The sequence below is a fragment of the Kitasatospora sp. NPDC043950 genome, from assembly GCF_056435345.1.
The window spans coordinates 34,013-57,393 of record NZ_JBWKER010000033.1 but is presented as its reverse complement, the minus strand read 5'-3'; the positions used below and the strand labels follow the sequence as shown (position 1 = coordinate 57,393).

Here is a 23,381-nt window from a genome sequence, read left to right as displayed (position 1 = left end):
CCGGTTTAGGTACTCCGCATCGCAGTGATGTGTCAGGTGGCGTGAACCATCTCGGTCGCAAGGCAGCTCGGGGCTTAGCGGAGGCGTGGTCCCTTCTGGTCCTGCTGCGGGCGCGGCTGCAGCGGCTGCCGCTGCTCGAACGGGCGCTGGGTCGGGGCCTGGACTTCGCGCTGGTCGACGGGTTCGACCCGGCGGTTCGGCGCGGGCCGGGTGGCTCGGGAGGCGGGTTGTCCGCCGCGCTGCTGGAGCTGGTCGCGGTGGGCCTGGCGTTCGGCTTGGCGGCCAGCTCGGCGGCGTTCGGCGAGGGTCGGCCGGCGGCGCTCCTCCACCTCCTGTCGCTCGGGCTGGGTGGCTTCGGCGGTGAGCTGGCGGCGCTCCGCGAGGACCGTGCTAACGGACTCGGCGACATGCGGCTGGGCCAGGGCCGCATCGTCCAAGCGCGGGCGGCCGGCGAGCCAGGACGCGCCGGTCCGGGTGGCGACGGTGCGCAGGATCTCGGCCTGGTCCGTCTCGGGCAGGGTGCGGTAGACGTCGGCGGCGAGTCGGCGGAGGGCCTGCTGATCGCTGTCTGCGGGAGCCGCCGCCGGGGTGGCGGTGGCGATGCGGCGGGCGGCGATGGCGGCTTCGGTGGCCGTCCAGTATGCGTAGTGGCCGGTGCGGCCTTCCTCGATGTAGGGGCCGGCGGGCTGAGCGGCGGTGTCGTCGGTGACGCGGTGCTGGTCGCGGTAGGCGGCGACGACGGCGATCTGCTGCTGCCACTGGGCGCGCAAGGTGGGGTCGGTGGGGGCTTCGCCGAGGGTGCGGCTCCACTCCGGGCGCCTCTCCACGGTGCGCTCGGCAAGGGCCGAGAGGCGGCCGGTGATCAGCGCGGTGCTCTCGGTGAGGTACTCGTGGTGGCGCGGGTTGGCCGCGGTGGAGTGCGGCACCGGGCTGATCCACGCGGGCAGGTCTGCGCGACCGGAGGCGGCGCGGGTGTGGGCGAGGGCCTGCTGCTGGGCGTGCTGGAGGAGTTCGGGCAGCGCAGTGCGGCCGGTCGCCTCGGAGAGGGCGGTCTCCGCGGTGGCGGCGCCGGTGTTCTCGATGGTCTTGAGGGTCCAGGCGAGGGTGCGCCACAGCTCCGCTTCGGCGCGGTCCTCCTGCTGGGCGGCGGTGGCCGGGACGTCGGCGGCGAGCTGGCGGCCGACGCGCCAGGCGAGGACCTGACTGAGGCTGTCGGCACCGGTGAGCGGGCGCTGTTCGGCGACCTGGCGCAGCAGTGCAGCGGGTTCGTGGCCGGCGGTCTCGGCGCGGCGCAGGGCCGCGGTGAGGGTGGGCCAGGTGCTCTCGCCCAGCACGCGGGTGGCGTGCTGGTGGCCGAGGGCGTCGGCGGCGAGGGCCTGGTGGCGGAGGGCTTCGGGGGCCTGCTGGTGCTGCTCGGGGATGCCATCGGCGGCCAGGTTGGTGCGGGCGGCGCGGGTCAGGGCGGTGACCGGGTCGCCCGCGCCGGTGGTCTGGGTGGCGGCGGTTGTGAGCAGGGTGGTGGTGTCGCGGCCGGTGCGCTCGGCGGCGGCCAGGGCGCCGGCGAGGTGGGGCCACTGCGGGTGGGCGGTGACCTGGTCGGTGGCCGTGTTGAACGCGGTGGCGGCGGTGGTGGCGTAGCGGTTGAGGGTGTCGGCGGAGACGTGCGGGTGCGCGTCGGCGGCCTGGGCGGCGGCGGGCGCGATGCGCAGGGCGGCCGGCTCAAGGGTCGCGGTCTCGGGATCGAAGCGGTCGGCGGGCAGGCCGATGTGCGCCGCCAGCAGGGCGGCGTAGCGGGTGGTGTCGGCCGTGGTCGGGGCGTCGAGATGGGCCGGGGCCGGGCGGTCTTCGGTGATGGTGTTCAGGCGCCAGGCGAGGGCCTGGGACGGGGAGTCGGCGGTGGTCAGGTCGCCGCGCCAGGTGGCGGCGGCGAGCAGCCGCTCGGGCTGCCAGCCGGCGGCTTCGGCGGTGCGCAGGGCGCGGGTGACGGCGGTCATCGCGTCGTCGGTGGTGATCTGCTCGGCGAGGGCGGGGCCGAGGAGTCGGTGGATCAGCTGGTGGTAGTAGGGGGCGGTCAGGGTCTCGACGGCGTGCTGGTGGCGGGGCGCGAGCGTGGCCAGGGAGACGGCGTCCTCCTGGGCGTTGCGGATCGTCTCGGTGGCGGAGAGCTGGGCGCCCTCACGGCTCAGGACGCGCTCCAGGACTTCGCGGGCGGCGAAGGAGTCGGGGTCGTTCTTCGGCTGGTCGAGCTGCTCGTCGGTGTCGAACGGGAGGAGTTCGTGGGTGGCGGTGTAGAGGGTGGTCGTGTGGCGGGCGCGGGTGAGCTGGACGTACAGCTCCTCGCGGGTGGTGTCGTCGGTGACCAGGGGGTGGGCGGTGTCGACGGTGCCACCCTGGGAGCGGGTGATGGTGGAGGCGTAGAGCAGCTGGACGTCGGCGGCGACGTACTCGGCGGGCAGGGTGAGGCGTCCGCGGTGCTCCAGGTGGCGGACCTTGAGGGAGCCGTCCTCGTGGCGCTTGAGGATCTCCCAGGCGTCACCGTTCTTGAGGAAGTCACGGCCCCGGTTGGTGGTGAGCTTGCGGTCGTTCTTGCGGGTGACGATCCAGTCGCCCTTGCCCGCACGGTTGCCGTCGCGCAGCAGGACGCCGTCTGCCTCGACCTGGCCGGCGGCCACGCGGTCCTCGCGGGCGCGGGCGGACAGGGCGGTGACGTCGCTGCCGGTGCGGGCGCTGATCAGCGTGGTGCGGCCCGCAAGCATGTCGGTCTTCCAGCCTTCGTAGGCGGCTTCGACCATCGCGGTGCGCGAGCCGCTGACCACCCGCTGGTTGGCGAAGTAGAAGTCCAGCCCGGCGGCGTCGCCAGTTCGGATCTTGAGGGTGGCGGCAGCTTCGGCCTTGTCGCTGAACCGGTGGAGCGTGGTGAGCTCGACGGCGCCGGCTTCGGCGGCGATCAGCCGCAGCGCGCCGCCCGCTTCGACGCTGCTGAGCTGGCGGTAGTCGCCGAGCAGGCGCACGGTCGCGCCGCGCTGAGCGGCGATCTTGACGAGGTTGTCCAGGTTGAGGGTGCCGGCCATCCCTGCCTCGTCCACCAGGACGGCGTCGCCCGGGTTCAGGATGAAGCCAGCCCGGCTCTTGGGCACCTTCTGGCCGCTGAGCAGCTCGCCCATGTACTTACCGCCGCTGTACTCCCAGAGGAACTTGTGGAGGTTCTCGGCGGGCTGCTGGAGGTCCTTGGCAAGGACAGCGGCGGAGGCTGCGGAGGTGGCGAGCGGGACGACGCGCTGGCCGGCCTGGTTGGCGACGTGGACGTACGCCTGCATCGCAGTGGTCTTGCCAGAACCGGCCGGGCCGAGGCCGAGGGAGACCAACCGGGGGTCCGTGACGAACGCGGTGACGAGGGCGCGCTGGCCCTCGTCGAGGGCACGGCTTCGGGCCTCGAAGCCGTCCAGGGCGGCGCCGACGAAGGCCGGGTTCGGGCCCTCGGTGACAGGGGTGAGGGCAGCGGTGACCAGGCGGCGCTCGGCGTCCAGGATGGCGGTGCTGGTGTAGCGGTCGGAGGCGTGCCGGACGAACACGGAGTCGCCGTTGGCGCGCCGCAGTTCCTCGGGCTCGTTCAGCAGCGCGGGGGCGTCGACGCGGACGCTGTGCGCCGGGGAGACGGCCTCGGTGACGATCGCCTCGACCAGCTGCCGGTGCTCGGCGGTGCTGGTGGTGGGGTGCTCGGAGCGGGCCAGGCGCTCGGCGTGGGCGCGCAGGTTCCACACCGTCCACACCGCCCGCTCCTCACCGACGGCGGTGATCACGGCGGCGGCCAGGGTGGGGATCTCGACCGGCTTCGGCTCCGCCTGCCGGGCGGCGGCCGGGGTGCGATCGGGCGCGGGGACGGCCGCCATCACGCGCCGGACGACGTCCTGGCCGTGGGCGGTGGTGACGGTGCTGGTCCAGTCGGCGCGCATCTCCTCCAGGGAGCGGGCGGCCTTCTTGCCCTCGCGGGTGTCGAGGTTGGCCTGGCGGGCGAGCTGGTGGGTCATGCCGCGGGAGGGGTCGTGCCCGTGCTCGCGCCGGTACTCGCGCAGCAGCTGCTCGTAGCGGGCTTCGATCTCGGTCCGGCGGGAGGAGAAGTGGGCGATCGCCTCGACGGGGACGCCGACGATCTCGCGCACCGGCTGGCGCTTGGTGACGGAGTCCTCGCGAGCCTCGAAGGTGACGCCGAGACGGGCGGTCAGCTCGGTCTCGAACCGCGAGTTGTAGAACTCGGAGGTGGCCACGGTCATCGCCAGCAGGCCGCGGGCGTCCAGCGAACGCCACTTCCCGTCGACGCCCTGGATCTTGTTGGCGACCACCACGTGCGTGTGCAGGTTGGGGTCGCCGGCCCGCGAGTCGAAGTGGTCGAAGGCGACGGCGACCAGGCCCTTGGTGTCGATCTGGGCCTGGCCGGTGCTGCCGGTGCGGGTGTGTGCGGCGTTCTCCTCCAGCAGCTCCAGCGCGGCGTCGCGGGCGGCCTCGTGGGCCTCGCGGACGGCGGCGCGGACCTCGGGGCGCTCGTCCAGTGCCCACAGCACCGCGGCGGACTTGACCGGGGCGAAGACCAGGTCGAACCCGGCGACGGCGGCGCGCTGGCGGCGGGACTCCTCGTGCTGGACCTTCTTGATCTCGGCGCTCGTGGGCGCCCGCCGGGCTTCCTTCTCGATGACGGCCAGGCGCCGGTCGACACGCTCGGCGAAGGGGTCCAGCGGCTCGTACTCGGGGTACTTGCGGCCAAGGGTGGCGGCCTTGACGGCGGCGGCCCGGACGGCCTTGAGCTGGTCGTCGTCCATGTCGGCGCGCACGTTGGCGGCCAGGTACTCGTCGATGATGCGCTGGGCGTCCGGGTGCTGGCCGAGGCCGAAGAGGTGCTTCATCTGCTGCTCGGTGACGGTGGTCCCGTCGAGTCCGAGCAGGGGGGCGCCGCGGCCGAGCCAGACGCCCGCCGGGTTGCCCTTCTGGGTGTAGTACTCCTCCGCGGACTGACCCCGCTGACGCTGTACGTCGCCGCCCGCGACCTGGCGCGTCAGGTAGGTGTAGCCGTTGCCGGCGGTGAGCTTGTGGATGGTCATCAACGCAACCACCCCCAGCTTTCCGGAACCTGGATGAGGGCAAGTGCGACCGCTATTCGAGCCGCCGATTCACCTACCTCATCAAATGCCATGCGAGTACTTTAGCCCCGCGCAGCGGACCATGCTCAGAATATCTGCAAGAGGTGTCTGGATGGCTTGCTGATGCTGGTAGATCGGCAGCTCAGATGGCCTGGATTGCTGAAAGCGTGACATGCATCTCGGTTTCCCTATCGGAATTTCTCGACGTTTATCGATGCTTATCGAGAGGGATTCAAAGGGGTTTGCGACCTAGGCTTTTTCGGCTATGTTCGATGCATGAGCGGAAGAATTTCGGTGTCGCGGGCCAATGCGGTTCGGGCGGCGCAGCAGGCGAAGGCGGCGAGGGACGCGGAGCGTCTTCGGCGCGAGCAGCGGGTGGAGGCGGCGCTGGCCGACTTCTACGAGCAGACGGGGAGGGCGGAGCAGCTGCGGGCGACCGCGTGCGCTCGGGCGGAGAAGCTCTTGGCGGATGCGGATGCGGATGCGGAAGCGGCAGCGTTGGAGCCGGAGCGGCTGGCGCGGGAGGCGGTGGCGGCGCTCGCCCATATGGGTGAGCCGCGCGATCAGATCGCGGAGTTGACCGGGCTGTCGCTGCCGGATGTCCGGGCGGTCCTGGCGGACATCGCCGGGCCGGGGAAGCCGCGCGGCGACGGCCGCGGCGCCGCTGTGGTCGCGGCGGTGGCGCCCGGGTCGGTGGGTGCGGCGGCCGGCTCCGGCGCCACGGGGGACGGTGACGTCGTGCAGGGGTGATCGGCAGAGGCCGGGTGCCGTTCGTCACTGCTTCGGCTGCGGACGGCGTGAGACGATGTGCCGCATTCGAACTACCCCGAGGACGTACCGGAAATGAACCAGGACCTTGAGCAGTGGGTTCAGGGGGTCACGCTGTTCGGCGGCGCCCTGGTGGCCCTGGGCGCGCTGGTCCGCTCTGCCTGGTACGGCCTTGAGGGCCGGCACGGCGGCTCCCCGGTCTCCGGGCTCATTGCCGGAGCGGTCATCCCCGCGTTTCCGTGGCTGACGTTCAAGCTGCTCCCCACTGTCTGGGGCTCGGTGGCGGCCGCGGCACCCGCCGAGTCGGCGCCGGCTGACGGCGGCGGCTTCGCGGTGCCGTGGGGCACCGTCGGGCTGACGGCGGGCGCGGTCGTGACCGTGGCCGGTGTGGCGGTGGTGGCGGCGGCCGTGAAGAAGCGCCGGACGGACGACTGGGCGGCGCGGCTGCGGCTGCGCCGCATCGAGGATCGGCACGATGCCGTGCTGGAGCAGTACGGCGAGTTCACCGGCGACATCCTGGCAGTGTTGGAGCGTCCGTTGCTGGCAGATGCCGCTGTGCGGGAGACGGCCACTCTGGTGCACGCGCTCGCGGCGGCAGCCGACGCCCGGTCCGTGGCCGGCTCCGACGGCGCGGTGGAGTACGGGCGGGCTGTGACCGCGTTGGAGATCGCTTGGCAAGTCGCGGACCGTCATGCTCGCAGGGTCGGCACTGCGCAGATGCCCGAGCGGGAGCGCGCGGCGGTGGCGCAGGCCCAGCGGCTGCTGTGCACCGCGGTGGGTGACGGAGCGTCCGACGCCGAGCGTCAGACCGCCTACCGCCGGGCTGTGCGATTGCTGGACGGCATCGTGGTGATCCCCCGGGAAGCGACAGCGGCGATCGAGGGCGGGGCCCGGCACCACATGCTCCTCAAGTCCTACCCCGAGGCCGCTCGTGTCGGAGGCGCCGAGCCTGTGGGGCGATAGGCGGGGCTACCGGCCGTGCCGTTCGGACACGGGCGGAAGACGGAACGACGACGGCGCCGCCGACCTGTTGGTCGGCGGCGCCTTCGTCGTGTTCAGGGCTGCTACTCGGCGGCCGGAGGGTTCCAGAAGGCGTCGAAGGCCCGAGGGTCGTACCGCCTGCCGTCCTCGGTGTCGATCGGGTGCGGAACGGGCTGGCCGGCTTCCTGGGCACGGGCGATGCGCTTGCTGATCGCGCTGAGGCTGACCCCGTAGTGCTTGGACAACTCGGTCGCGGTTCGGAGCGGTCCGGCGAGCCACGCACGGTGCTCGGGGCTCCCCTTCTCGTCGTAGCCGAATGCGCGCAGCACGGCGATCTGCTCGGCGCTCGGCTTCCCCGTCGCGGGCAGGTAGCCGAGTTCGACCAGGACGGCGGTCGGTTCGGCTCCGAGTGGGCCGGACTCCGGCAGGTAGCCGAGATTCCAGAGCAGCGGCAGCAGGGTGGCCGCCGGCCACACCCGGAGGCGGCCGACCTTGCCGGAGCTGAGTCCCGCGATCTCGGGACGGCGGACCAGGGTCTTCACTGCCTCCTTCCCCTTTCCGGTGAGCCGCTCGATCATCGCGGTGGTGAGCACGTCGAGCACCCGCGGTGTGGTCGGCTCCTGGGTCGGGGCGGGCGGCTGGGTGGCGCCGCGGGGACCGGTACGGCCGGCCCGTCGGCCGAACCACGCCTTGACCTCGCCCCAGTTGTAGGTGCCGAGCGCGTCGGCAGCGGGGAACGGGTCGCTGCTGGTCCTGTACGTGGAAGGCAGCCGGCTGACGGTCTCACGCAGGCCACCGGTCCGGCTCGCGATCTCGGTGAGGGTCACGCGGTCACTGTCGTCCCCCGGCAGTTCCTCCGCGTTGATGCGTGCGGCCTGGTTGTCGCGCATCCACGCGGCTACCGGTTCACGCGGGTACCGCTGCTCGCGGTGGTCGCCGGACTCCTCGGGCTCGGGCCACCCCGGGTCCTTGGCGAGGCGGCGGACGGTGGACTCGGACAGCCCGGTCGCGTTGCTGATGTCGGCGACGCTGAGGCTGTCTGAAGCGGCGGCGTCCAGCCGCTCGGCGAGCGTCGGGGCGGGGGCCATCGGCTGGGCTCCTTGGGGTGAGTGTTCAGGGGGAGGCGCCCTCCCCGGCTCGACATGCACTAATCTACCTGCGCGAGGTAGCGGTCTTTCGGGATCGGGCTTCGTGGGAGGGGGCCAGCGGCTTGCCCAGCCGATCCTTGAGGTCGGCACGGCTTCGGCCGTGCTGCTGGCCCCCGTTTTAGGCTCCGCTCACGCGGCGAGCGTGACCGGGAGCGCGATTTCGCTCTGGTGGTGCAGACGTTCCCACCATGCCCCGAACGCCGGTCTCTCCTTGTCGATGACCCCGGCCGGTGCGAGGGCGAGCGTCATCTCGATCGCGGGGTATCCGCTGGTTCGGGGGATGATCTCGGCCCGGGTGATCCCGTACTGGTCGGTGCGGGCTCGGCCGTCGGTGACGGCTGTCAACATGGCGGCGGCGTCGGCCCGGCTGCCGGTGAACCTGCTCCGTACGCTGCGCCAGGCGGCGCCCTTCGCCGTGGGGTCGTCGCGGCGTGGATGGATGATTCGCCGGACCTCGTAGACGCTCCAGCGCTGGTGCCGGAGGTGTTCCTCGAACGCGCCGAGGGCATCGGCCAGCCCGTGGGTGCGGGCGAGGTCCTGGGCGGCGACGGTGCCGTACAGCTTGGAGCGCGGGTTGAGGGCCATCGCGGTGTACTCCAGGGCGAGCGCTTGGGCGCCGACTGCTGGCTCCGCGCGCCAGCGCTCGATCAGCTCGGCGCGCCCGCGCTGTCCTGCCGAGAAGGGGCAGTAGCCGCACGCGGACCTGGACCACGGCTCGCCGAAGAGGTCGAGCAGGTACTGCTCGCACTGCTGGCGGTCCCATCCCCAGTCGTCGATCAGCGGGTACTCGGGGATGCGGCCGAGGGCGGTGTAGCTCTCGTCCCGCTCCGCCCGGCGGAGTTCCTCGCTGGCGAAGCCGAGGACGTGCCGGAAGAGTCCGTCGAATTCGTCGCCCAGCCACCCGTCGAGCACTTCGCCCTTCGCGTGCTGGCTGCATAGCCGGCGCTTGGCCGCGATCTGCGGGACGGTGCCGCTGGCCCGGAGTTCGTCGGACAGTCGCCACGGTCCCTGTGTGATCAGTCGGCGCGGGGAGCGGGAGTCGTCCAGCACGGTGTGGCCGCCGCGCTGGTTGGTCCGGCTGATCTGGACGAACCTCGTGCTGGTGTCGCGCAGCAGCGGCAGCAGGTGCTGTTCGACCAGACGCCGGGTGATGTCCGGCTCATCGCCCGTCATCGCGGTCAGCACCGTCAGCCGGTCGAGCGGAAATCTTCGACTGGTCGGCTCGGTCAGCCAGCGGGCGGCGATGGCGGCACTGTCCACGCCCATGCCGAAGCTGAACACCACTGGCAGGTCGGTGTGGGTCGGTGCGGGGTTGGTACGGATCATGCGGCGCACACCCCCGTACGGCTCGGAAGCGTACGGGGGGCGGCCCCGTACGGGTGCAGGGGCCGTACGGAACCGGTGTCCTCACGCTCGGCGGCTGCGATGATCCGGGCCATCGACAGGTCACGGCGGAACGGCTGGCCGATCTCTTCTTCGACCAGGGCGTAGTCGAGTGCAGTGTCCGGTGCCATCCGTGCCGCGGTGATGAGGGCTCGGCGTCCGGCGAACGGGCACAGGCGGCAGCTCAGGCGGTCGAGGTGTTGGTAGACGGGGTGGGGAGGTATGCCGCTGGCCCGTACGGTCTTCCACACGTCGTCGGTGCTGAGGTCGTGTACGGGCAGCCAGGTGGTGATCTGGCGCCGGCCGGAGCTTGCCGCTCGGTCCGGGGCGACCGCGGGGCGGCGGGCCCGAACCGTGCTCTCGGCGGCGCGTAGCCCGAGCGCGGTGACGATGTGCGCGGGTCGGCCGCTGATGCCGAGGCGGGTGGTCAGCTCGGTGTAGTACTTCCGGGCAACGTCCCGTTTCAGGTAACTGCGGCAGAAGGGGGTGCCGGGGCCGGGCCAGCGGCCCCGGGCGCGGACCAGGTCGAGCAGGCCACCGCGCTCGCGGCGGCGCACTTCGAAAGGCAGTCCGTACGCGGCGGCCTGGTCTGCGGCGAGGGCGGGGACTCCGTCCCACTCGGCGTCGCCGAGGTCCAGGTGGAGGACGACGGTGCGTTCCAGCATCTCGGGGGTCGCGGTGGTGGCCCACCGGTGGAGCATCGCGGCGGAGTCCTTGCCCGCGCTGTTGTTGATCACGTAGGCGTCCGCGTCACGCAGCTGCGGCGGTATGTGGAGGGTGGTGCTCATGTGCGGGTTCCTCGTACGGGTTCGGTGCGGGTCGGGAGGTGGGCGGGAGGGGACGTTCGTCGGCGTCCCGGGGCGTGCGGATCGGGCTGGGGGGCTGCGGGCCGACCGTGTGGTCGGGGGGCTCCTGGGTGTGGTCGGGCTCCGTACGGCTGTGGAGCGTGCGGGCGTCGGCCACGCGCTTCTCGCACCAACTCCGGCTGTAGCCGGTGCCGGTGGTCAGCGCGGCGTAGTCGGGGCGCCAGTCGGGGTCGGCCCGCATCGCGGCGAGCAGCTCGGTGATGACGCGTAGGCTGCTCGGCCGCTCCGTCGGCGGCTCGGTGGCCGGCTGCTCGTCGGGCTCGTCGGCTTCGGCGTCGTCGGCCGGATCGACTGGGTCTTCGGCCTGGTCCTGGTCGTCCGGCTGAGCTGGGATCGGGTCGGGTGGTGGAGGGTCGGCCGCGACGTCCTGGTGCTCGTGGGTTTCTGGCTCGGCGGGCCGTGGCGGTGCGGGATCGGCAGAGCGGCCGGAGGGGCGGGACTCGATGATTCCGGCGGCAGCGAGGAATGCCAGGCTCGGCCAGGCGGCCATCACGTATCCCCACGTGGTGGGTTGGGCGACGGCCAGGTTCGCGGCCAGGCTCATCGCGACGCCGAGGACCAGGACGCCGCGGGGCCAGCGGGCGGGTTGTCCGTGCCGTTTGCGTCGGCGGATCTCGGAAACGGAGCCGAGGGCCATCAGCTCGACGCTGACGGCGATGGCGTAGGCCACCCATCCGGTCTGGCCGGCTTCGGTGGCGGTCTGGACGACGTGGGTGAAGCTGACGGCGAACGCGCAGACGCCGAGGATGCCGACGGTGATGTCCGCGGTGAGCGCGTCCGTGTCGGGACGGGTCGGGGTCACGATCTTGTTCTCTCGGGTTTCGTGGGCGGGTGCGGTCCGGTTGCCCTCCGGGCCGCACCCGTTCGTCGGTCGGTGTGGAGCGTGGTGTCAGTGCGCGGTGCTCAGGTGCCGAAGGCGTTCGCCGTCCACGTAGCCCTTGCCGGGCGCTTGGGTCGACCACTCGCCGCAGGTGCACACGGCCTTGGAGTACGCGCGGCCGGGGCAACCCTCAACGAGGGGCCGGCCGCTGGTGGTGTGCCGGTGCTCGGGAGGGCACACGGTGCCGTCGGCGTGGTGGTCGGTGCGGGGCGCGCGGAACCGCGCGGGGGTGGGGTCCTGCGGTTGGCGGGCCCGGGGCAGCGCCGGGCGGGCGGTGTTGCTGGTGCGGGCGAGGGTCTCCTGGTGGGCGTCCCACTCGGCCGCGGTGTGGGCGTCGCCGACGCACAGCGGCTCGGTGTGGTCGTACCAGGTCTTCCGGTCGCCCGCGACGATGCGTTCGGCCACGGCCTTGGCCACGTCGGCGGTGGGTGCGAGGACGGGGACCACGTGCACGGTGATGACGTCGATCGGGACGATGTACTGGGGCATGTTGCTGACTCCTGCGGTGCTCGTGGCGGGGCCCTGCGGTCTGGCCGGGCCTCGGCGCGGTCCGGATGGGCTCCGGGCCGCACCGGGGCCGGTCAGGCCACCAGGGCGGTGCGGTGGCTGAGCGGACCGGGCCGGTGGTCCGTGAGGCGAGCGGGGAGCATCTTCACGTCGTCGCCTTCGCGGGCCCAGTCGGAGCTGTTGCCGGAACCGGTGCGGTGGATGACGAACAGGTCTCCGCCGTCGGCGGGGACGACCACTCGGGCTCCGTGCGCGCTCCACCCGGCTCCGGTCTCCGAGGGCGGGGCCTCGCTGGCGATGCCGTAGCGAACGCGGCCGTCCTGCTCGGTCCAGCGCTGCCAGCCCTTGCCTCGGCACCGGATCTTGCTGGGTGTCGGGACGCGGTGGGAGTCAGGCCCGATGGTCACTGTCCGGCCGGGGCCGGTGGCCCGGGACCTGCCCAAGGCGAACTGCACGACCTTGGTGTGCTTGGTCTGCGCCCCAGCCTGGAGCGGGGTGCAGACGGTGACGGGGTACTCCTCGCCGGGCAGGCGGAGCGTGGTGGTGAGGGTGTCGGGGATGTGCACTGGAGGTTCCTGGGGCTGGCTGGGTGGTGGGAGGTCAGGCTGCGGGGGTGCCGGCCAGGTGCTCCCAGTGGGTGCCGGTCCAGAACTGGGTCGCGGCTCCCGGGGTGAGCGGCAGGCCGAGGGCTTCACGCGCGCGGCGGCGGTCGTCCGCGGTGGCGGGCAGCGGGATGGTGCCGCTGATGGTGACGGTGCGGTCCGGAGCGACCTCGCGGAGCAGGGTGCGGCCCTGGATCGCCTGCGCACGCAGGGAGCGGGCGACGTTGAACTCTTCGATCAGAAGGTCCAGCAGCAGGGAGAGGCAGATCGGCTGGCCATCCAGTCGGCAGGCGTCGGCGAAGCGGGCGAAGTCGGCCACCTCGAAGTCGCCGTGGGGCACGAACTCCGTGGCTTCTCCGTCGCCGTAGTTCTGGGCGGTGCCGATCTTGCGGCCTGCGTGGCTGAGGGTGGCCAGGAACGGGGTCGCCCGGAGCAGCGCCAGCTCGTGGCAGCTGGTGATCTCGTAAGTGGGCTGGTCGGGGGTCTGGAGCCCGGTGTGGGGCAGGGTGGGCACGCGCTTCTCCTGGTGGTGGTTGAGGGGTGAAGGTGGGCAGCGAGGGGCGCCGCGCGGGGTTGGGCCGAGCTGCGGGGTCGATCCCCGCAGCTCGGCGCTCCCGGCCGGGGGCCGCCCGGTCTGCGGGCGGCAGGGGCCGGCGGGCGGGTGGCGGGGCGGTGCTGCGGCGGGTGAGCTGCGGGAGGGGTTGGGCCGTGGTGCGGGGTCGATCCCCGCAGCACGGCGCTCCCGGCCGGGGCCGCCCAGCTTCGCGCTGGGCGGCTGGTGGTTCGGTCAGCCGGGCTGGTCCGCCTCGGTGACCGTGTCCGTCAGCTCGCGGACGACGGCTTCGATGCTGATGGTCACCCGGTGGAGCTGGTCGCAGGCCTGGGCCGCGCGATCGGCGCAGAGCGTGTAGTAGCTCTCTTCGTCGGCGGGGTCGACGGGGAAGTCCTCGCGGTTGGGGTCGTAGGACGGCAGATCCTTGCGGAACTTGTCCTCCCACTCCTCTTCGACGGTGGTGACCTCGGCAACGAGGTTGCGAAGGCGTTCAACGACGGTGTTCAGGGGGCGTCCCGGTTCTCGCGGTGGGCTGGTGGTAGCGGCCTGTGCCGGGCCGCCCGGCCACGGTGGGCCGGGCGGCGGGTCGGTCACAGGGAGGCGGCCAGCTCCATGGCGCGGATGCCGAGCGCTTCGACCTCGTGGGCGTCGTCGGCGTCGGGGAGGGTCTGGGCGACGGAGGTGACGGCGTGCATCACGCCACCGGCGGACAGGTCTCCGCCCTGGATGAAGTGGGCAAAGATGTCGGCCCGGCGCTCTTCGGTGAACTTGAGCCGCTGGGCGACGCTGGTGATGGTGGCTTCCGGGTTCTTGACCCGGGTCGCGGCGGTCTCCTGGATGGACCGCAGCTGTCGGACGACGTAGTCGTGATCAAGGAAGGTGCTGACGGCGTCGGTGGTCTGGGAGGTGACCAGATCGAGCGTGCGGGACTGGGTGGTGTTGCTCCACCGGATCACCCCGTCCTGCTGCTTGCCGCCGATGTGCACGGACCGCATGACGTCCTTGGTGATCACCATCCCGTTGTCGCAGACCTGGACGACCAGCCGGGGCACGATGGTGAACGCCCCGCACCCGGTTTCGGAGTTGGAGATCTCGAACCCGGCGAAGACCGTCGGGTTGTCCGCCCCACGCGCGCCGCTGAACGGGCTCCGGTAGTCCTTCAACAACTCGGGGGCGTAGGCGCTGACCTGCGGGGCGGTGATCTTGACGTACATCTTCCGGTCGGTGAGGTCGCACTTGTCCAGCCGAACCTCGACACCGGCTTCCCGCACACCCTGCAACGCGGCGGTCAGGATGTCCAGATTGTCGATGATCCGGTAGCTGGGGCTGAGGAAGGCGCGGGCGGTGCCGGTGTCCTCGCCCTGGGCCGGGGTCAGAGTGCGGACCATGAACGACTTGTCGGTGCGGCTCTCGTGGCTGAGCCACCCGTTCACGTTGGATGTGCTGGCCTGACGACCAGCTCAAAGCCCGTGGTCCCGTTGCACAGATACGCGAAGTCGTCGGCGTGAAGGACGCTTTCACACGCATGCAGCAGGAGCGCGACCGGGAGCGCGATGCCCATCTGGCCGATCGCCGCGCGGCTGAGGACGAACGCAGGCGCCGGAACGCCCTCTACGCGGACTTGAGGGCACGGCTCGCCGCACTCTTCTCGATGGTGGATGCCCAGAAGCGCGGGTTGGAGTTGGAAAGCCTCCTCAACCGCATCTTCGCCCTGGACGGGATCGGCATTAGGGAGTCCTTCACCCTCCGCTTGGAGGACGGCGAGGCAGCCGAGCAGATCGACGGCGCTGTCGAACTCGACGGCCAGACCTACCTCGTCGAAGTGAATTGGTGGGCCAAGCCGCTGGACGTCAACCCGGTCAGCCGTCACTTGTCCAGGCTGATGACCCGCGCTGACGTCAGCGGCCTGATGATCTCAGCATCCGGGTACAGTGCTCCGGCAGTCGCGGAGTGTGTGCAGTTCCTCGCGTACAAGGTCATGGTCCTCGGCGAACTGCGCGAGCTGGTGCTGCTCCTAGAGCGCGAGGAGAGCCTTGCCGGCTGGCTGCGCGAGAAGACCCGCAGAGCGAAGCTGGACCGGCGCCCTCACACAGTCCTCGACGTCGACTTCTAGGACCCGGAGATGAACGGCGCTGTGAATCACCGGCCCTTCGTAAGCCAGCATGCCAGCACCGGAGGATTCGGCTTCGCCAGGACCGGTCTCGACTCCGAGCGAGTAGAGCGCCTGCGCGCCGGCTCCCTGGATGGCGTGACCGATCTTGACGCCGCCTACGAGCTCATCCGAATCGCCAGGGCAGACCTGGAAGCGTTCGGCACCAGCGGCGGAGAACGTCTCGACGACAACGAGATGGCCATCCTCCTCGGGGTGCTCCCCGCGGTGCTCCGACGGCTCGGAGTGGCATTCTCCCCACCCTTCCGAGACTTCAAGAGCTTCAAGAGCTACTGGAAGCAGCAGGGCATGAGCGGCAGCTACGACGCCCGACGCAGATACCTTGCCGGACTCTTCGAACCTGTGCTGGGCAAGCTAGACACCCACCACCCGCACCTGGTGCACGACCGCCCGAAGTCCCACCGAATCACCGATGTCACGCGCCGGCGATTGCGCGAGCGCTTGCCAGTCAACTGGTGGGGCACGCTCGACGAGGTGCAGTTCCTCCGCCGCCTATACGACCTCGACAACCTGCCCAGCAACGACCATAGGCACGCCACCGCCACCCAGGACATCGGGCACCACTGCATAGCCGATCCGAACGACTGGGAGGCGGACTGGATCTGGACGGACCCGAGACTTGCTCTCGCGGACGGCGACGAGTGCCTGCTCCTGCTCCTTGCCGAGATGCTGCACCCCGCGGTCCGCACCGACGCCACAGAGGTCGAGCAGCTTCGCATCCTCATCAACGCTGCGCTGATCCACGACGGATACGAACTCACCGAGACCGACAGCATCAGCGGCGAACCCGTCTTCGCACCCCGGCCAATCGGCTCCGGTGTCCCCGGCACCATGAAGAACCTGTTCTTCGCCTCCAACGGACCCAAACCGGACTTCGTGCTCGGCGACGCCATCAACAACGACATCCTGGTCGTGAAGAACGGCGATTCCTGTCTCCAGTACGACCGCCCCTTGGGAGCCTCTGGCCTCACCTGGGGCAGCTTGATGAACTGGTGGCGGGCCCAGGTGCCCTTCCCCGAAGGTGCGACAGACCAAACTGTCGGCGAATCCCTCTACAGACGGCTCTGGACTTCGCTGCACCACGACCCAAAACGCCCTGACGTGATCACCCCTGAGCGGCTCCTCTTCCGAACCTACTGTCGGCACTATCCGATCAACGAGACAGGAGCCGCCTACCCCGCTCTGCTCCCCCAGGTCTATTTGCACCTCGATCCTCGGACACGCGCAGAGCGGGGAGGCAAGGACAGCGTTCTCGGTCGCGAGCGCATGGACTTCCTGCTCCTACTTCCCGGAGCTGTGCGGATTGTCGTTGAGGTCGACGGCAGGCAGCACTATGCCGAAGGCGACGTTGCGTCTCCGCGCCTGTACTCGAAGATGGTTGCCGAAGACCGGGCCCTGCGGCTCAAGGGATACCAGGTGTACCGATTCGGCGGATACGAACTCGGGCAAGCGACAGCGCCAGCGATGCTGCGGGATTTCTTTGCGGCTGTAGTCGCCCCTCAAGATCGCTGAGGCCCGTCAAGGTCGCTGCCTACACGCCAGTAGCAGTAGGTAGCGCCACACTGCGAGCTGCCGGCCCGACCTCGTAGTCTCCGCTCGGCACTTCTCGGCGCCTTTCATCGTCATCGCCGCCGCGTGTGCACTGGTTTTGAAATGATCTTCCTTGAGGGCCGCGTTTCCACAGGTCAGAGGCACGTTCGATCAGAACTACGACCTGTAGGACCCCCTCTGACCTGCGGGAACGCAGTTTGATCTCTCATCGTTTCCGCAGGTCAGGCAAGGTTCTGACCTGCGGAAACACCTGGACAGGGGTCGACTTCAACACCCCTGGGACTCGCGATGTGAAATGAGTGTGAAATGAGCACGCGTAGATCGAACTCGCGATGATCACCTCGTTGCCCTTGCCAGCACTGGGTAGTACGCCATCTCGCTACTTTCAGTAGTCCCCGCTCGTGGCCTGCCAACTCAACAGGTTCGATCTTTTGCCAGCATTGCCTCTCCTGCAGGCAAGGCGTCACCCACGCTCGCCAGTTCCCGCCGATCAAGAGGACATCCGAGAAGGCAGGGAGTACACCGGACGTCGGCAAGCAATGTCCGTCGAGAATCAGCCGGCTCAGGCAGCAGCAAGCCCGGCGGCGGCCACGGAGACGACAGCAGACAGGACAAACAGTTGAGGCCAACTGCCGAGCGGGTCGATCAGGACTGCGCCTACCCATGGGGCGAGGGCTGCGGCCACAGCAGCCGGGGCTCCCAGGAGGGCGCTCAGTCGTCCGTAGGAAGCGGTACCCCACAGCGGTGGCTTGGAGGAGGGTCCGGTTGCCCCCGACGGCGCCGGCCAGTATGGACAGGGTGATCAGCAGGGCGGCAAGGCCGGGCGTCGCATCGAGGGCGAAGGTAGTGGCCCTGCTGGCGGCGATCAGTACGCCGGTGCGCGCCCGGGCGGCGAGCGATGCATAGAGGATGCGGCCCAGCGTCTGCCCCAGGCCGCCCAGTCCGCGGGCCCAGGTCGCCAGCATCGGACTGAAGTAGCGCGCGGTCAGTAGCGGGACCATTCGGACTGCATAAATCCGCTTGTCGGTGGCGCGTGGGACTCTTTGAACATGACGCTCCGGGGTAACTACTCCCAGCGAAGGTGCTCCAATACACACGGACGGTGTCTCATGGGCGGCGCACGGGTGATACGCACGAACAGAGTCCTACCACCCGACCCGAACGGCTGTCGGTGGTGCGGCGACGCCCAAGGCCACCACGGCACTCAGTGGGTGGCCTCGGTCGGTCAGCACACTTGGGCGGAGCCGACGCCCGAGCAGCGGCTTCGCCGCATGCAGGCGCGGCGGGCGGCCCGGCAGGCCGCGTCCGCAGCAGTCACCACAGATGCGGCCCCGCGTTCCGGGCGCGGATGACCAGATCATCGAAGAGCTTGGTGAGGTCCTCGGGAATGCGCTCCTTGGGCAGGTGTGCGGCGATCCCGACCATCAAGTCCTCCTTGGACTGAGGCCCCTCCAGGGAACCGGTCTTGAACATGACCAGCAGCGCGGAGCTGAACTTCTTGCCCGACCGCAGCCCGGCTACGTCGCCGGGCTGCCACGGCCCCGAGCCGTCGGTTCGCGGCCACAGGGCGTTGGCCGTGTCAGCCCAGTCCGCGTTCTGGAACAGGTCCTCCAGTTCGTTGGGCGCGCCCAGGTAGAAGCAGTGCTCGTCAGGAGTGAAGCCATACTGCTTGAGCTTGTCGTCGCGGAAGACCTGCTTCTGGTTCGTACGGCTGTCCTTGTCGACCACGAATGCCACGTCCCGGCGGTGGTCGGCCAGGAACTGCGCGAAGCGCAGCGCGCCCTCGTTGCTGCCACCGGCCATCAGGCACACGCCTGCGGACTGGATAGGTACGCCAGCGTGCTTGCGGAAGAGGATCGGAAACGCGGACGTCTCCGATACGCCCTCCACGGCGACGAAGAACCGCTCGTGCAGCAGGACGCTGTTGCGGAACCCGAGCGTCGTCGCGATGGTCGACAGGTGGCGGCGCACGTCCACGTCGGCGCCGCCTTCATCGAGGACCTCCGCGCAGACCTGTCCCTGGTGGGTGCGCAGGTGCACCACGGAGGAGATGTCGACCCCGTCGATCAGGTTGAGCGAGTGGGTGGCCACGATCACCCGGGCGTTCGGCTGCGCCGACTGCCCCTGGATGAGCGACATGATCTGCCGCTGGCGGGTGTAGTCCAGATGGGTGTCCGGCTCGTCGTAGACGAACACGACGTCGCTCGTGGTGCCGTCGTCGTTCTGGGTCAGCTCGTTGCTGCTCTCCCAGAGGGCCAGGGAGATGCGGCGGGAGCGGCCCGTTCCGGCCGAGGACAGAGGGATGCGACGTCCGCCCGCGTCCACAACGGTCAGTTCCACGCCAGTCAGCGCGGGCTTGACCTTCACCTGCGGGTCGAGTTCGACCGACGGCAGTTCACACCGGTCCGCGATGTGCTCTCGAATGCGGTCGATGTCCGCGGTCAGCGAGTTCGCGAGGTACTCCTCAAGCTCCTCGACCCGCTTGGCGGCGTCATCGGCTCGGGTGTATTCCCGCAGGCGAGACCCCAGCAAGGTATGGATCACCGTCTCGGGCGCCTGGACCGCATCGCCGCGGAAGTACACGAGCGACGGCAGCGCGGCCTCCACGGAAGGGTCCGCCGCTACCCACGCGTCGACCTGCGGCATGGTGTCGGCAAGCTGCCGCAGCGGCTGTTCCCAGCTGTCGCGCGCGGTGGCTGGGCCGACCGGGAGTACGCCGTAGGAGTTCGCGGTCGTCTTCAAGGCAGGGAGCTTGAGTGACGCGAGGTCCTGCAGCCCCGCCTCCTCGCACACGCGGCGCCGCACCTCCAGGAACGAGCCCGCCTCCGGCCGGTAGCGGCGCCGGATCCGCACATGCTCGGGCAGGCCCAGGTCTTCCTGCTCATGGGGACGCAGTGCGAAGGAGCCCTCGACCACCGCCTGTGCCACGCGCGCCTGTGCGTCGGCGTCCTCGGCTTCGCCCTCGCCGAGGTAGGTCAGGTCACGCTCGCTGAGTGCTGTGCCCTCCAACAAGAACGCGAGGGCGTCCAACAGCGCCGTCTTCCCGCCCTCGTTCTGGCCAGTCAGTACGGTCTGCCGCAAGACCGGCACCTGCTTGATCTCCACGAGGCAGCGGAAACCCTCGACCGACACATCACAGATCTGCACGCACGCCTCGACTTGGCCAGGAACGGGTGGACTCAGAGGGACCGGGTCAGCCCGCAAGCTTGCGGGTCGGGTAGCGCCCCTTGATATGCCGGGCCACGAACCCGCCCTTGCTCGCGGCGGCCAGAAGTGCGGTGTGCACCTGCGCGGGCACGCGTGTGTACTCGTAAAGGGATCCGCTACGGAAGGCGATCTGCAGGGTACTGGAGCAGTCGTCGTAGCCGACAGACAGGACATTGGTGGACTGGACCGGCTGGTGCAGCACAGTGCCTCCTGCGATTGATGCGCCGGAAGGTGCCCGGTTGGCCGTTGATGCTATCAACAGTACGCCAAGAGCCTGCCCGGAAAGGGAGGTTGCGTCGGGCCGCATGCCAACCATCGGACGGGGTGGGAGTCTACGGGTTTGCCAGGGCCTGGCCCGGCACCGCCTGGCCTGACGTCACCCTCCTCATCGCCCCGGCCCGGCTGGTCATCCAGTGGGCGTTACCCCACCGAGTGGACACTTCTGAATGGGCGCCTCACTCCTGACTCCCCGGCACATTGGCCGCGACGATGTCCTGTATGCCAAGCCGGCCCCGGGCGTCCGGCTCCGCGCCGCCGAGCTCCTGGGCGGACCTCTCTCGACCGCCCGGCCTACGAGGGCATCACCGCCGCCGCCACCGCATGGAACTGACCGACATCCGGAACAGGCCCTGGACGAAACAGCACGGTCCTCATGCGTCCTCAACTGACACCGGGCGCTGAACAGGGTGCCGACGTCCACGTCAAGATCCCCTGCCCTCAGCCGCGGTGCGGGGCGAGCTCCGGCAGATGCGCACCTAGAGGCCCCTCTCGATCGAAGTCGCGATGGCGCGAAGGCGCTTCGCTGCCGATCGCGCGTCACCGATCCGGTAGGTCGCGTAGCGCGGGATCCTGCAGGTCCTCAATGCTCCGCACGATGTCCAAGTCAAGGCGGGCAAACAACCTGAACGTGTCCAGCAGTTCGTCGATGTTCGGCGCCAACGGCGACCTGCGCTCGATCAGCGAGACGTCGCGTGCCGAAACTGCCTCCTCCGTCTCCGACTCGGTCTTGAGTCGGGAGATGACGAGGGACAGGATGTCGAGCTCGCGCTGCCGCGTGTCGATGAGCCCGGCGAGCCTGGACAGCCCGTCCGGCGCCTCGAATAGCATCCCAACGTCCGCTGGCCGCAAGCCGAGCGCCTCGGCGGAGCTAACAACCTGGCCCAACTCGTCGGCGGTGATGAGCGCCCACTGCTTCCGCTTGGCCATGTTCTTGATCGTGTCGCCGCTGAAAGCGGGGCCGATGATAGCGACGTACTCCGCTGAACGCTTCTCCTTGTGTGTGTCGATTGCCACGTCGCTCACGTTGTTGTGCGTGACCCGACCGGATGACGTCGACTTTCCCTCCACGATCGCCGTCCGCAACGACCCGTTGCCGTCGTACCACTGCACGAGGATGTCGGTGTCACCGGAACCGCTGATGCGCTGGGCGCGGAAACCCATGTGCCTGAACGCGCTCTCGATGTACACCTCGAAGGCCACACCGGGTGCCGCGCCGTCGGCGCCCGGGTCGACGGAGCTGCGTGTCAGTGATTCCACGATGAGCGAGAGCTTGTCTGGTTCGGCCGGCGCACCCGACGTGCTTTGTGCCAGGTCCGACGACAGCTCCAGCTCCCCGGCGGCCTCCGGCAGGTGCGGTTCGGCGAGGGGGAGCGTCTCGATGAGGCGCAGCCCGGTCGCCGTGGCCTGGACCGACGACCAGGACGTCTCGATGAGCAGGCCCGATTCGACCATGAAGGCCGTGAGCCACCGCACCTTGTCCTTGTTCAAGCCGTATGTGAAGCCTTCCCGATACACGTCATTCCTCGGAATATTGGCCTTCGCCGCACGGATCAGCTCGCCGACGAACTTCATGTTCGCGTGAAGGATCCGGATGAAGTCAATGTCCGATCCCGACCGCAGCCACGCCTTGGCAGCCGGCGTTGCCGTGAACACCCCTCGGCGGACCTCCAGAAGCAGCCCGGCGGCCCTCATGAACGGCAGCATGCTGTCGACGCTGCTACGTTTCAGGCTGAACCGGTCCGCGATGAAGCCCAGCAGTGCTTCCTTCTCCATCTGGTCCTCTGCTGCCGCGATGCACGTCCGCAGGTTCTCGATCTTATTGGGGTCCTCCTTCGGGCTCGGAACCCAGATGTTGTAGGTATTCCTGACCTCCTGGGCGCCGTCGGTCGCGGCTAGGTGCGCGAGGAGCGCGGCGATCTCCTCCGGAGCTTCGGGAATGTCGACCGCTTCGCCCGAGTCGTGCAAGGCCAGGGCCGAAGGCGTCACGACTTCCCAGGTGGCGAAGAGCGACCGTCCTACAGCGGTCGCGCCCTGCTTCCGCTCTCCCAACCATTCGGTCAGCCCCAGGACTTCGAGCCAGGTCATCCGGAAGCGCGTGTTGTTGACAGTCGTCCAGCCGAGGTTGTACGACTCGACCAACTCGGCATTGGCCTCTTCGACCGTCAGCGGCTCGCGCACGAGGAGCCCGAGCACCTCGGCAAATAGCCGAATCCGCTCGGCCATCAACGAGGCGAGACGTGAGCGCGACTTGTCCGAGAGCAGAGCGGAGCCCTCGGAGGTCAGTTGGAGGAATCCTTTTCGATTCTGGATCAGCCCCATCGGACGCAGCGCGTACGAGTACCGCCGCCAGGACCTCGACGACTCCACACTCGACAGCTGCGGCCGCGCGTCGAGATCCGTGGCCTCACCATCGCCGATCCTGCGAACGAGCTCAAGGGTGAGCGGGAACATCTCGTCCTTCCCGCAATGGAGGTCCGGTACGGATGACGTCTGCTGCATCCACCTGCTCCGCTGCGCCCCGAGAGCGAGCGCGCTCGCGGCGGCCGGTTGGCTGGTCACGCTGGAGAGGTCCGGAGTCATTATGGTGCGGCCATTCCGTTCATACCACTGTCGGGTGATTCGGCAGAGACTCCTGCCACGCGCGCACGTTACTGCCCACCGCTGACAGGCGAGACCCAACTCGCAATGAAGGGAACTGAACTGAACGAACAGCAGCTGATCAGGATCGAAATGCGTCACATCCTGTCGCTACTGCTGCCGGGCAACCGCGCAGTGAACCCTTGGCGCAGTGGCTGGAACCTCCCGCGCAGCGACGCGAACAGCATGGACCCGGGCGAGGTAGAGGTCCGGCGTGCCCACACCGTCGACCCAACTCGCCGAGGACCTTCCTGCCGCCCACAAGGCCCTCCTCGGCATCGCTCTGGCCACGCTCCTGGCCGCCGTGCTTGGCCTGCTCAACATCGGCCTCGCCACCGTCCGCGACCGGACCCGTGAGCTGACCATCCGTCGCGCCACGGGCGCCACCCGCTCGGTTCGCCGCCGTCCTGCTCGCCCCGTCATCCTTGGCCTGCTCACCGCGGTGCTTACCGTCTCCGGGACTTGCGCCGCTGTCACCCTGCTCGTCCCGCTCCTGATCGATCCGGCCAGCGCCCTGCACCGCCGGCTTCCCGACCGGGGCCGCACTCGACGACCTCGTCATCGCCCTCCCTCGGCGGCATCGTTCCGGCCGTCCTCCCCACCCGTGTAGACCTGGCCCAGGTACCCCGTGAGCGAGGAAGGCACCTGTCCGCGCAGTAGACGCGGTGCACAGACATCCCCAGCAACGCCTTTCAGACAGCGCTCAACGTTGCCCGG

18 protein-coding genes are annotated in these 23,381 nt (G+C 69.8%); 5 read left to right on the top strand and 13 right to left on the bottom strand.

Annotated features, from left to right (window positions below; genetic code table 11):
- Positions 1 to 74 precede the first annotated feature (74 nt).
- Positions 75 to 5,093, bottom strand: a complete 5,019-nt coding sequence (gene mobF / locus AC07BF_RS22435; protein ID WP_478333824.1) for a MobF family relaxase — start codon at positions 5,091 to 5,093, stop codon at positions 75 to 77.
- Between the two features lie 315 nt (positions 5,094 to 5,408).
- On the opposite strand from mobF, the gene AC07BF_RS22430 reads away from it, so the two are divergent.
- Both AC07BF_RS22430 and AC07BF_RS22425 read left to right on the top strand, forming a co-directional pair.
- Complete coding sequence (locus tag AC07BF_RS22430; protein ID WP_478333823.1) at positions 5,409 to 5,882, top strand: hypothetical protein; 474 nt, start codon at positions 5,409 to 5,411, stop codon at positions 5,880 to 5,882.
- 93 nt (positions 5,883 to 5,975) lie between these two features.
- A complete protein-coding gene (locus tag AC07BF_RS22425) occupies positions 5,976 to 6,863 on the top strand; it encodes a hypothetical protein (RefSeq protein ID WP_478333822.1) in 888 nt (295 codons plus the stop codon).
- 101 nt (positions 6,864 to 6,964) lie between these two features.
- On the opposite strand, the gene AC07BF_RS22420 is transcribed toward AC07BF_RS22425, so the two are convergent.
- The 9 genes from AC07BF_RS22420 to AC07BF_RS22380 form a co-directional block, all read right to left on the bottom strand.
- On the bottom strand, positions 6,965 to 7,969 hold the full coding sequence (locus tag AC07BF_RS22420; RefSeq protein ID WP_478333821.1) for a hypothetical protein: 1,005 nt from the start codon (positions 7,967 to 7,969) through the stop codon (positions 6,965 to 6,967).
- A 189-nt stretch (positions 7,970 to 8,158) separates the two neighbouring features.
- The gene (locus AC07BF_RS22415) at positions 8,159 to 9,355 is read right to left on the bottom strand and encodes a hypothetical protein (protein WP_478333820.1); all 1,197 of its coding nucleotides are present in this window, start codon (positions 9,353 to 9,355) and stop codon (positions 8,159 to 8,161) included.
- Positions 9,352 to 10,200, bottom strand: a complete 849-nt coding sequence (locus AC07BF_RS22410) for a phosphoadenosine phosphosulfate reductase domain-containing protein (RefSeq protein ID WP_478333819.1) — start codon at positions 10,198 to 10,200, stop codon at positions 9,352 to 9,354. Before AC07BF_RS22410 ends, AC07BF_RS22415 begins: the two co-directional genes overlap by 4 nt.
- Positions 10,163 to 11,080: a DUF2637 domain-containing protein gene (locus tag AC07BF_RS22405; RefSeq protein WP_478333818.1), complete on the bottom strand. Its 918-nt coding sequence runs from the start codon at positions 11,078 to 11,080 to the stop codon at positions 10,163 to 10,165. Before AC07BF_RS22405 ends, AC07BF_RS22410 begins: the two co-directional genes overlap by 38 nt.
- A gap of 87 nt (positions 11,081 to 11,167) precedes the next feature.
- Positions 11,168 to 11,647, bottom strand: a complete 480-nt coding sequence (locus tag AC07BF_RS22400) for a hypothetical protein (protein ID WP_478333817.1) — start codon at positions 11,645 to 11,647, stop codon at positions 11,168 to 11,170.
- A gap of 92 nt (positions 11,648 to 11,739) precedes the next feature.
- On the bottom strand, positions 11,740 to 12,231 hold the full coding sequence (locus AC07BF_RS22395) for a hypothetical protein (protein ID WP_363628833.1): 492 nt from the start codon (positions 12,229 to 12,231) through the stop codon (positions 11,740 to 11,742).
- A gap of 34 nt (positions 12,232 to 12,265) precedes the next feature.
- Positions 12,266 to 12,781: a hypothetical protein gene (locus tag AC07BF_RS22390; protein ID WP_478333816.1), complete on the bottom strand. Its 516-nt coding sequence runs from the start codon at positions 12,779 to 12,781 to the stop codon at positions 12,266 to 12,268.
- A gap of 273 nt (positions 12,782 to 13,054) precedes the next feature.
- A complete protein-coding gene (locus tag AC07BF_RS22385) occupies positions 13,055 to 13,414 on the bottom strand; it encodes a hypothetical protein (RefSeq protein ID WP_478333815.1) in 360 nt (119 codons plus the stop codon).
- Positions 13,411 to 14,253: a DUF932 domain-containing protein gene (locus AC07BF_RS22380; RefSeq protein ID WP_478333814.1), complete on the bottom strand. Its 843-nt coding sequence runs from the start codon at positions 14,251 to 14,253 to the stop codon at positions 13,411 to 13,413. Before AC07BF_RS22380 ends, AC07BF_RS22385 begins: the two co-directional genes overlap by 4 nt.
- Positions 14,254 to 14,345: 92 nt before the next feature.
- On the opposite strand from AC07BF_RS22380, the gene AC07BF_RS22375 reads away from it, so the two are divergent.
- Both AC07BF_RS22375 and AC07BF_RS22370 read left to right on the top strand, forming a co-directional pair.
- A complete protein-coding gene (locus tag AC07BF_RS22375) occupies positions 14,346 to 14,933 on the top strand; it encodes a restriction endonuclease (RefSeq protein WP_478333813.1) in 588 nt (195 codons plus the stop codon).
- 9 nt (positions 14,934 to 14,942) lie between these two features.
- On the top strand, positions 14,943 to 16,502 hold the full coding sequence (locus AC07BF_RS22370) for an AbiJ-related protein (protein WP_478333812.1): 1,560 nt from the start codon (positions 14,943 to 14,945) through the stop codon (positions 16,500 to 16,502).
- A gap of 1,353 nt (positions 16,503 to 17,855) precedes the next feature.
- Here the strand turns inward: AC07BF_RS22370 and AC07BF_RS22365 are convergent.
- From AC07BF_RS22365 to AC07BF_RS22355, 3 genes are all read right to left on the bottom strand, one after another.
- Entirely contained in the window at positions 17,856 to 19,646 is a 1,791-nt protein-coding gene (locus AC07BF_RS22365; RefSeq protein ID WP_478333811.1) for an ATP-dependent nuclease, read from the bottom strand.
- Between the two features lie 88 nt (positions 19,647 to 19,734).
- The gene (locus AC07BF_RS22360) at positions 19,735 to 19,950 is read right to left on the bottom strand and encodes a KTSC domain-containing protein (RefSeq protein WP_400662346.1); all 216 of its coding nucleotides are present in this window, start codon (positions 19,948 to 19,950) and stop codon (positions 19,735 to 19,737) included.
- A gap of 614 nt (positions 19,951 to 20,564) precedes the next feature.
- A complete protein-coding gene (locus AC07BF_RS22355; protein ID WP_478333810.1) occupies positions 20,565 to 22,586 on the bottom strand; it encodes a restriction endonuclease in 2,022 nt (673 codons plus the stop codon).
- 292 nt (positions 22,587 to 22,878) lie between these two features.
- On the opposite strand from AC07BF_RS22355, the gene AC07BF_RS22350 reads away from it, so the two are divergent.
- The gene (locus tag AC07BF_RS22350) at positions 22,879 to 23,274 is read left to right on the top strand and encodes a hypothetical protein (protein ID WP_478333809.1); all 396 of its coding nucleotides are present in this window, start codon (positions 22,879 to 22,881) and stop codon (positions 23,272 to 23,274) included.
- The last annotated feature ends 107 nt before the right edge of the window (positions 23,275 to 23,381 follow it).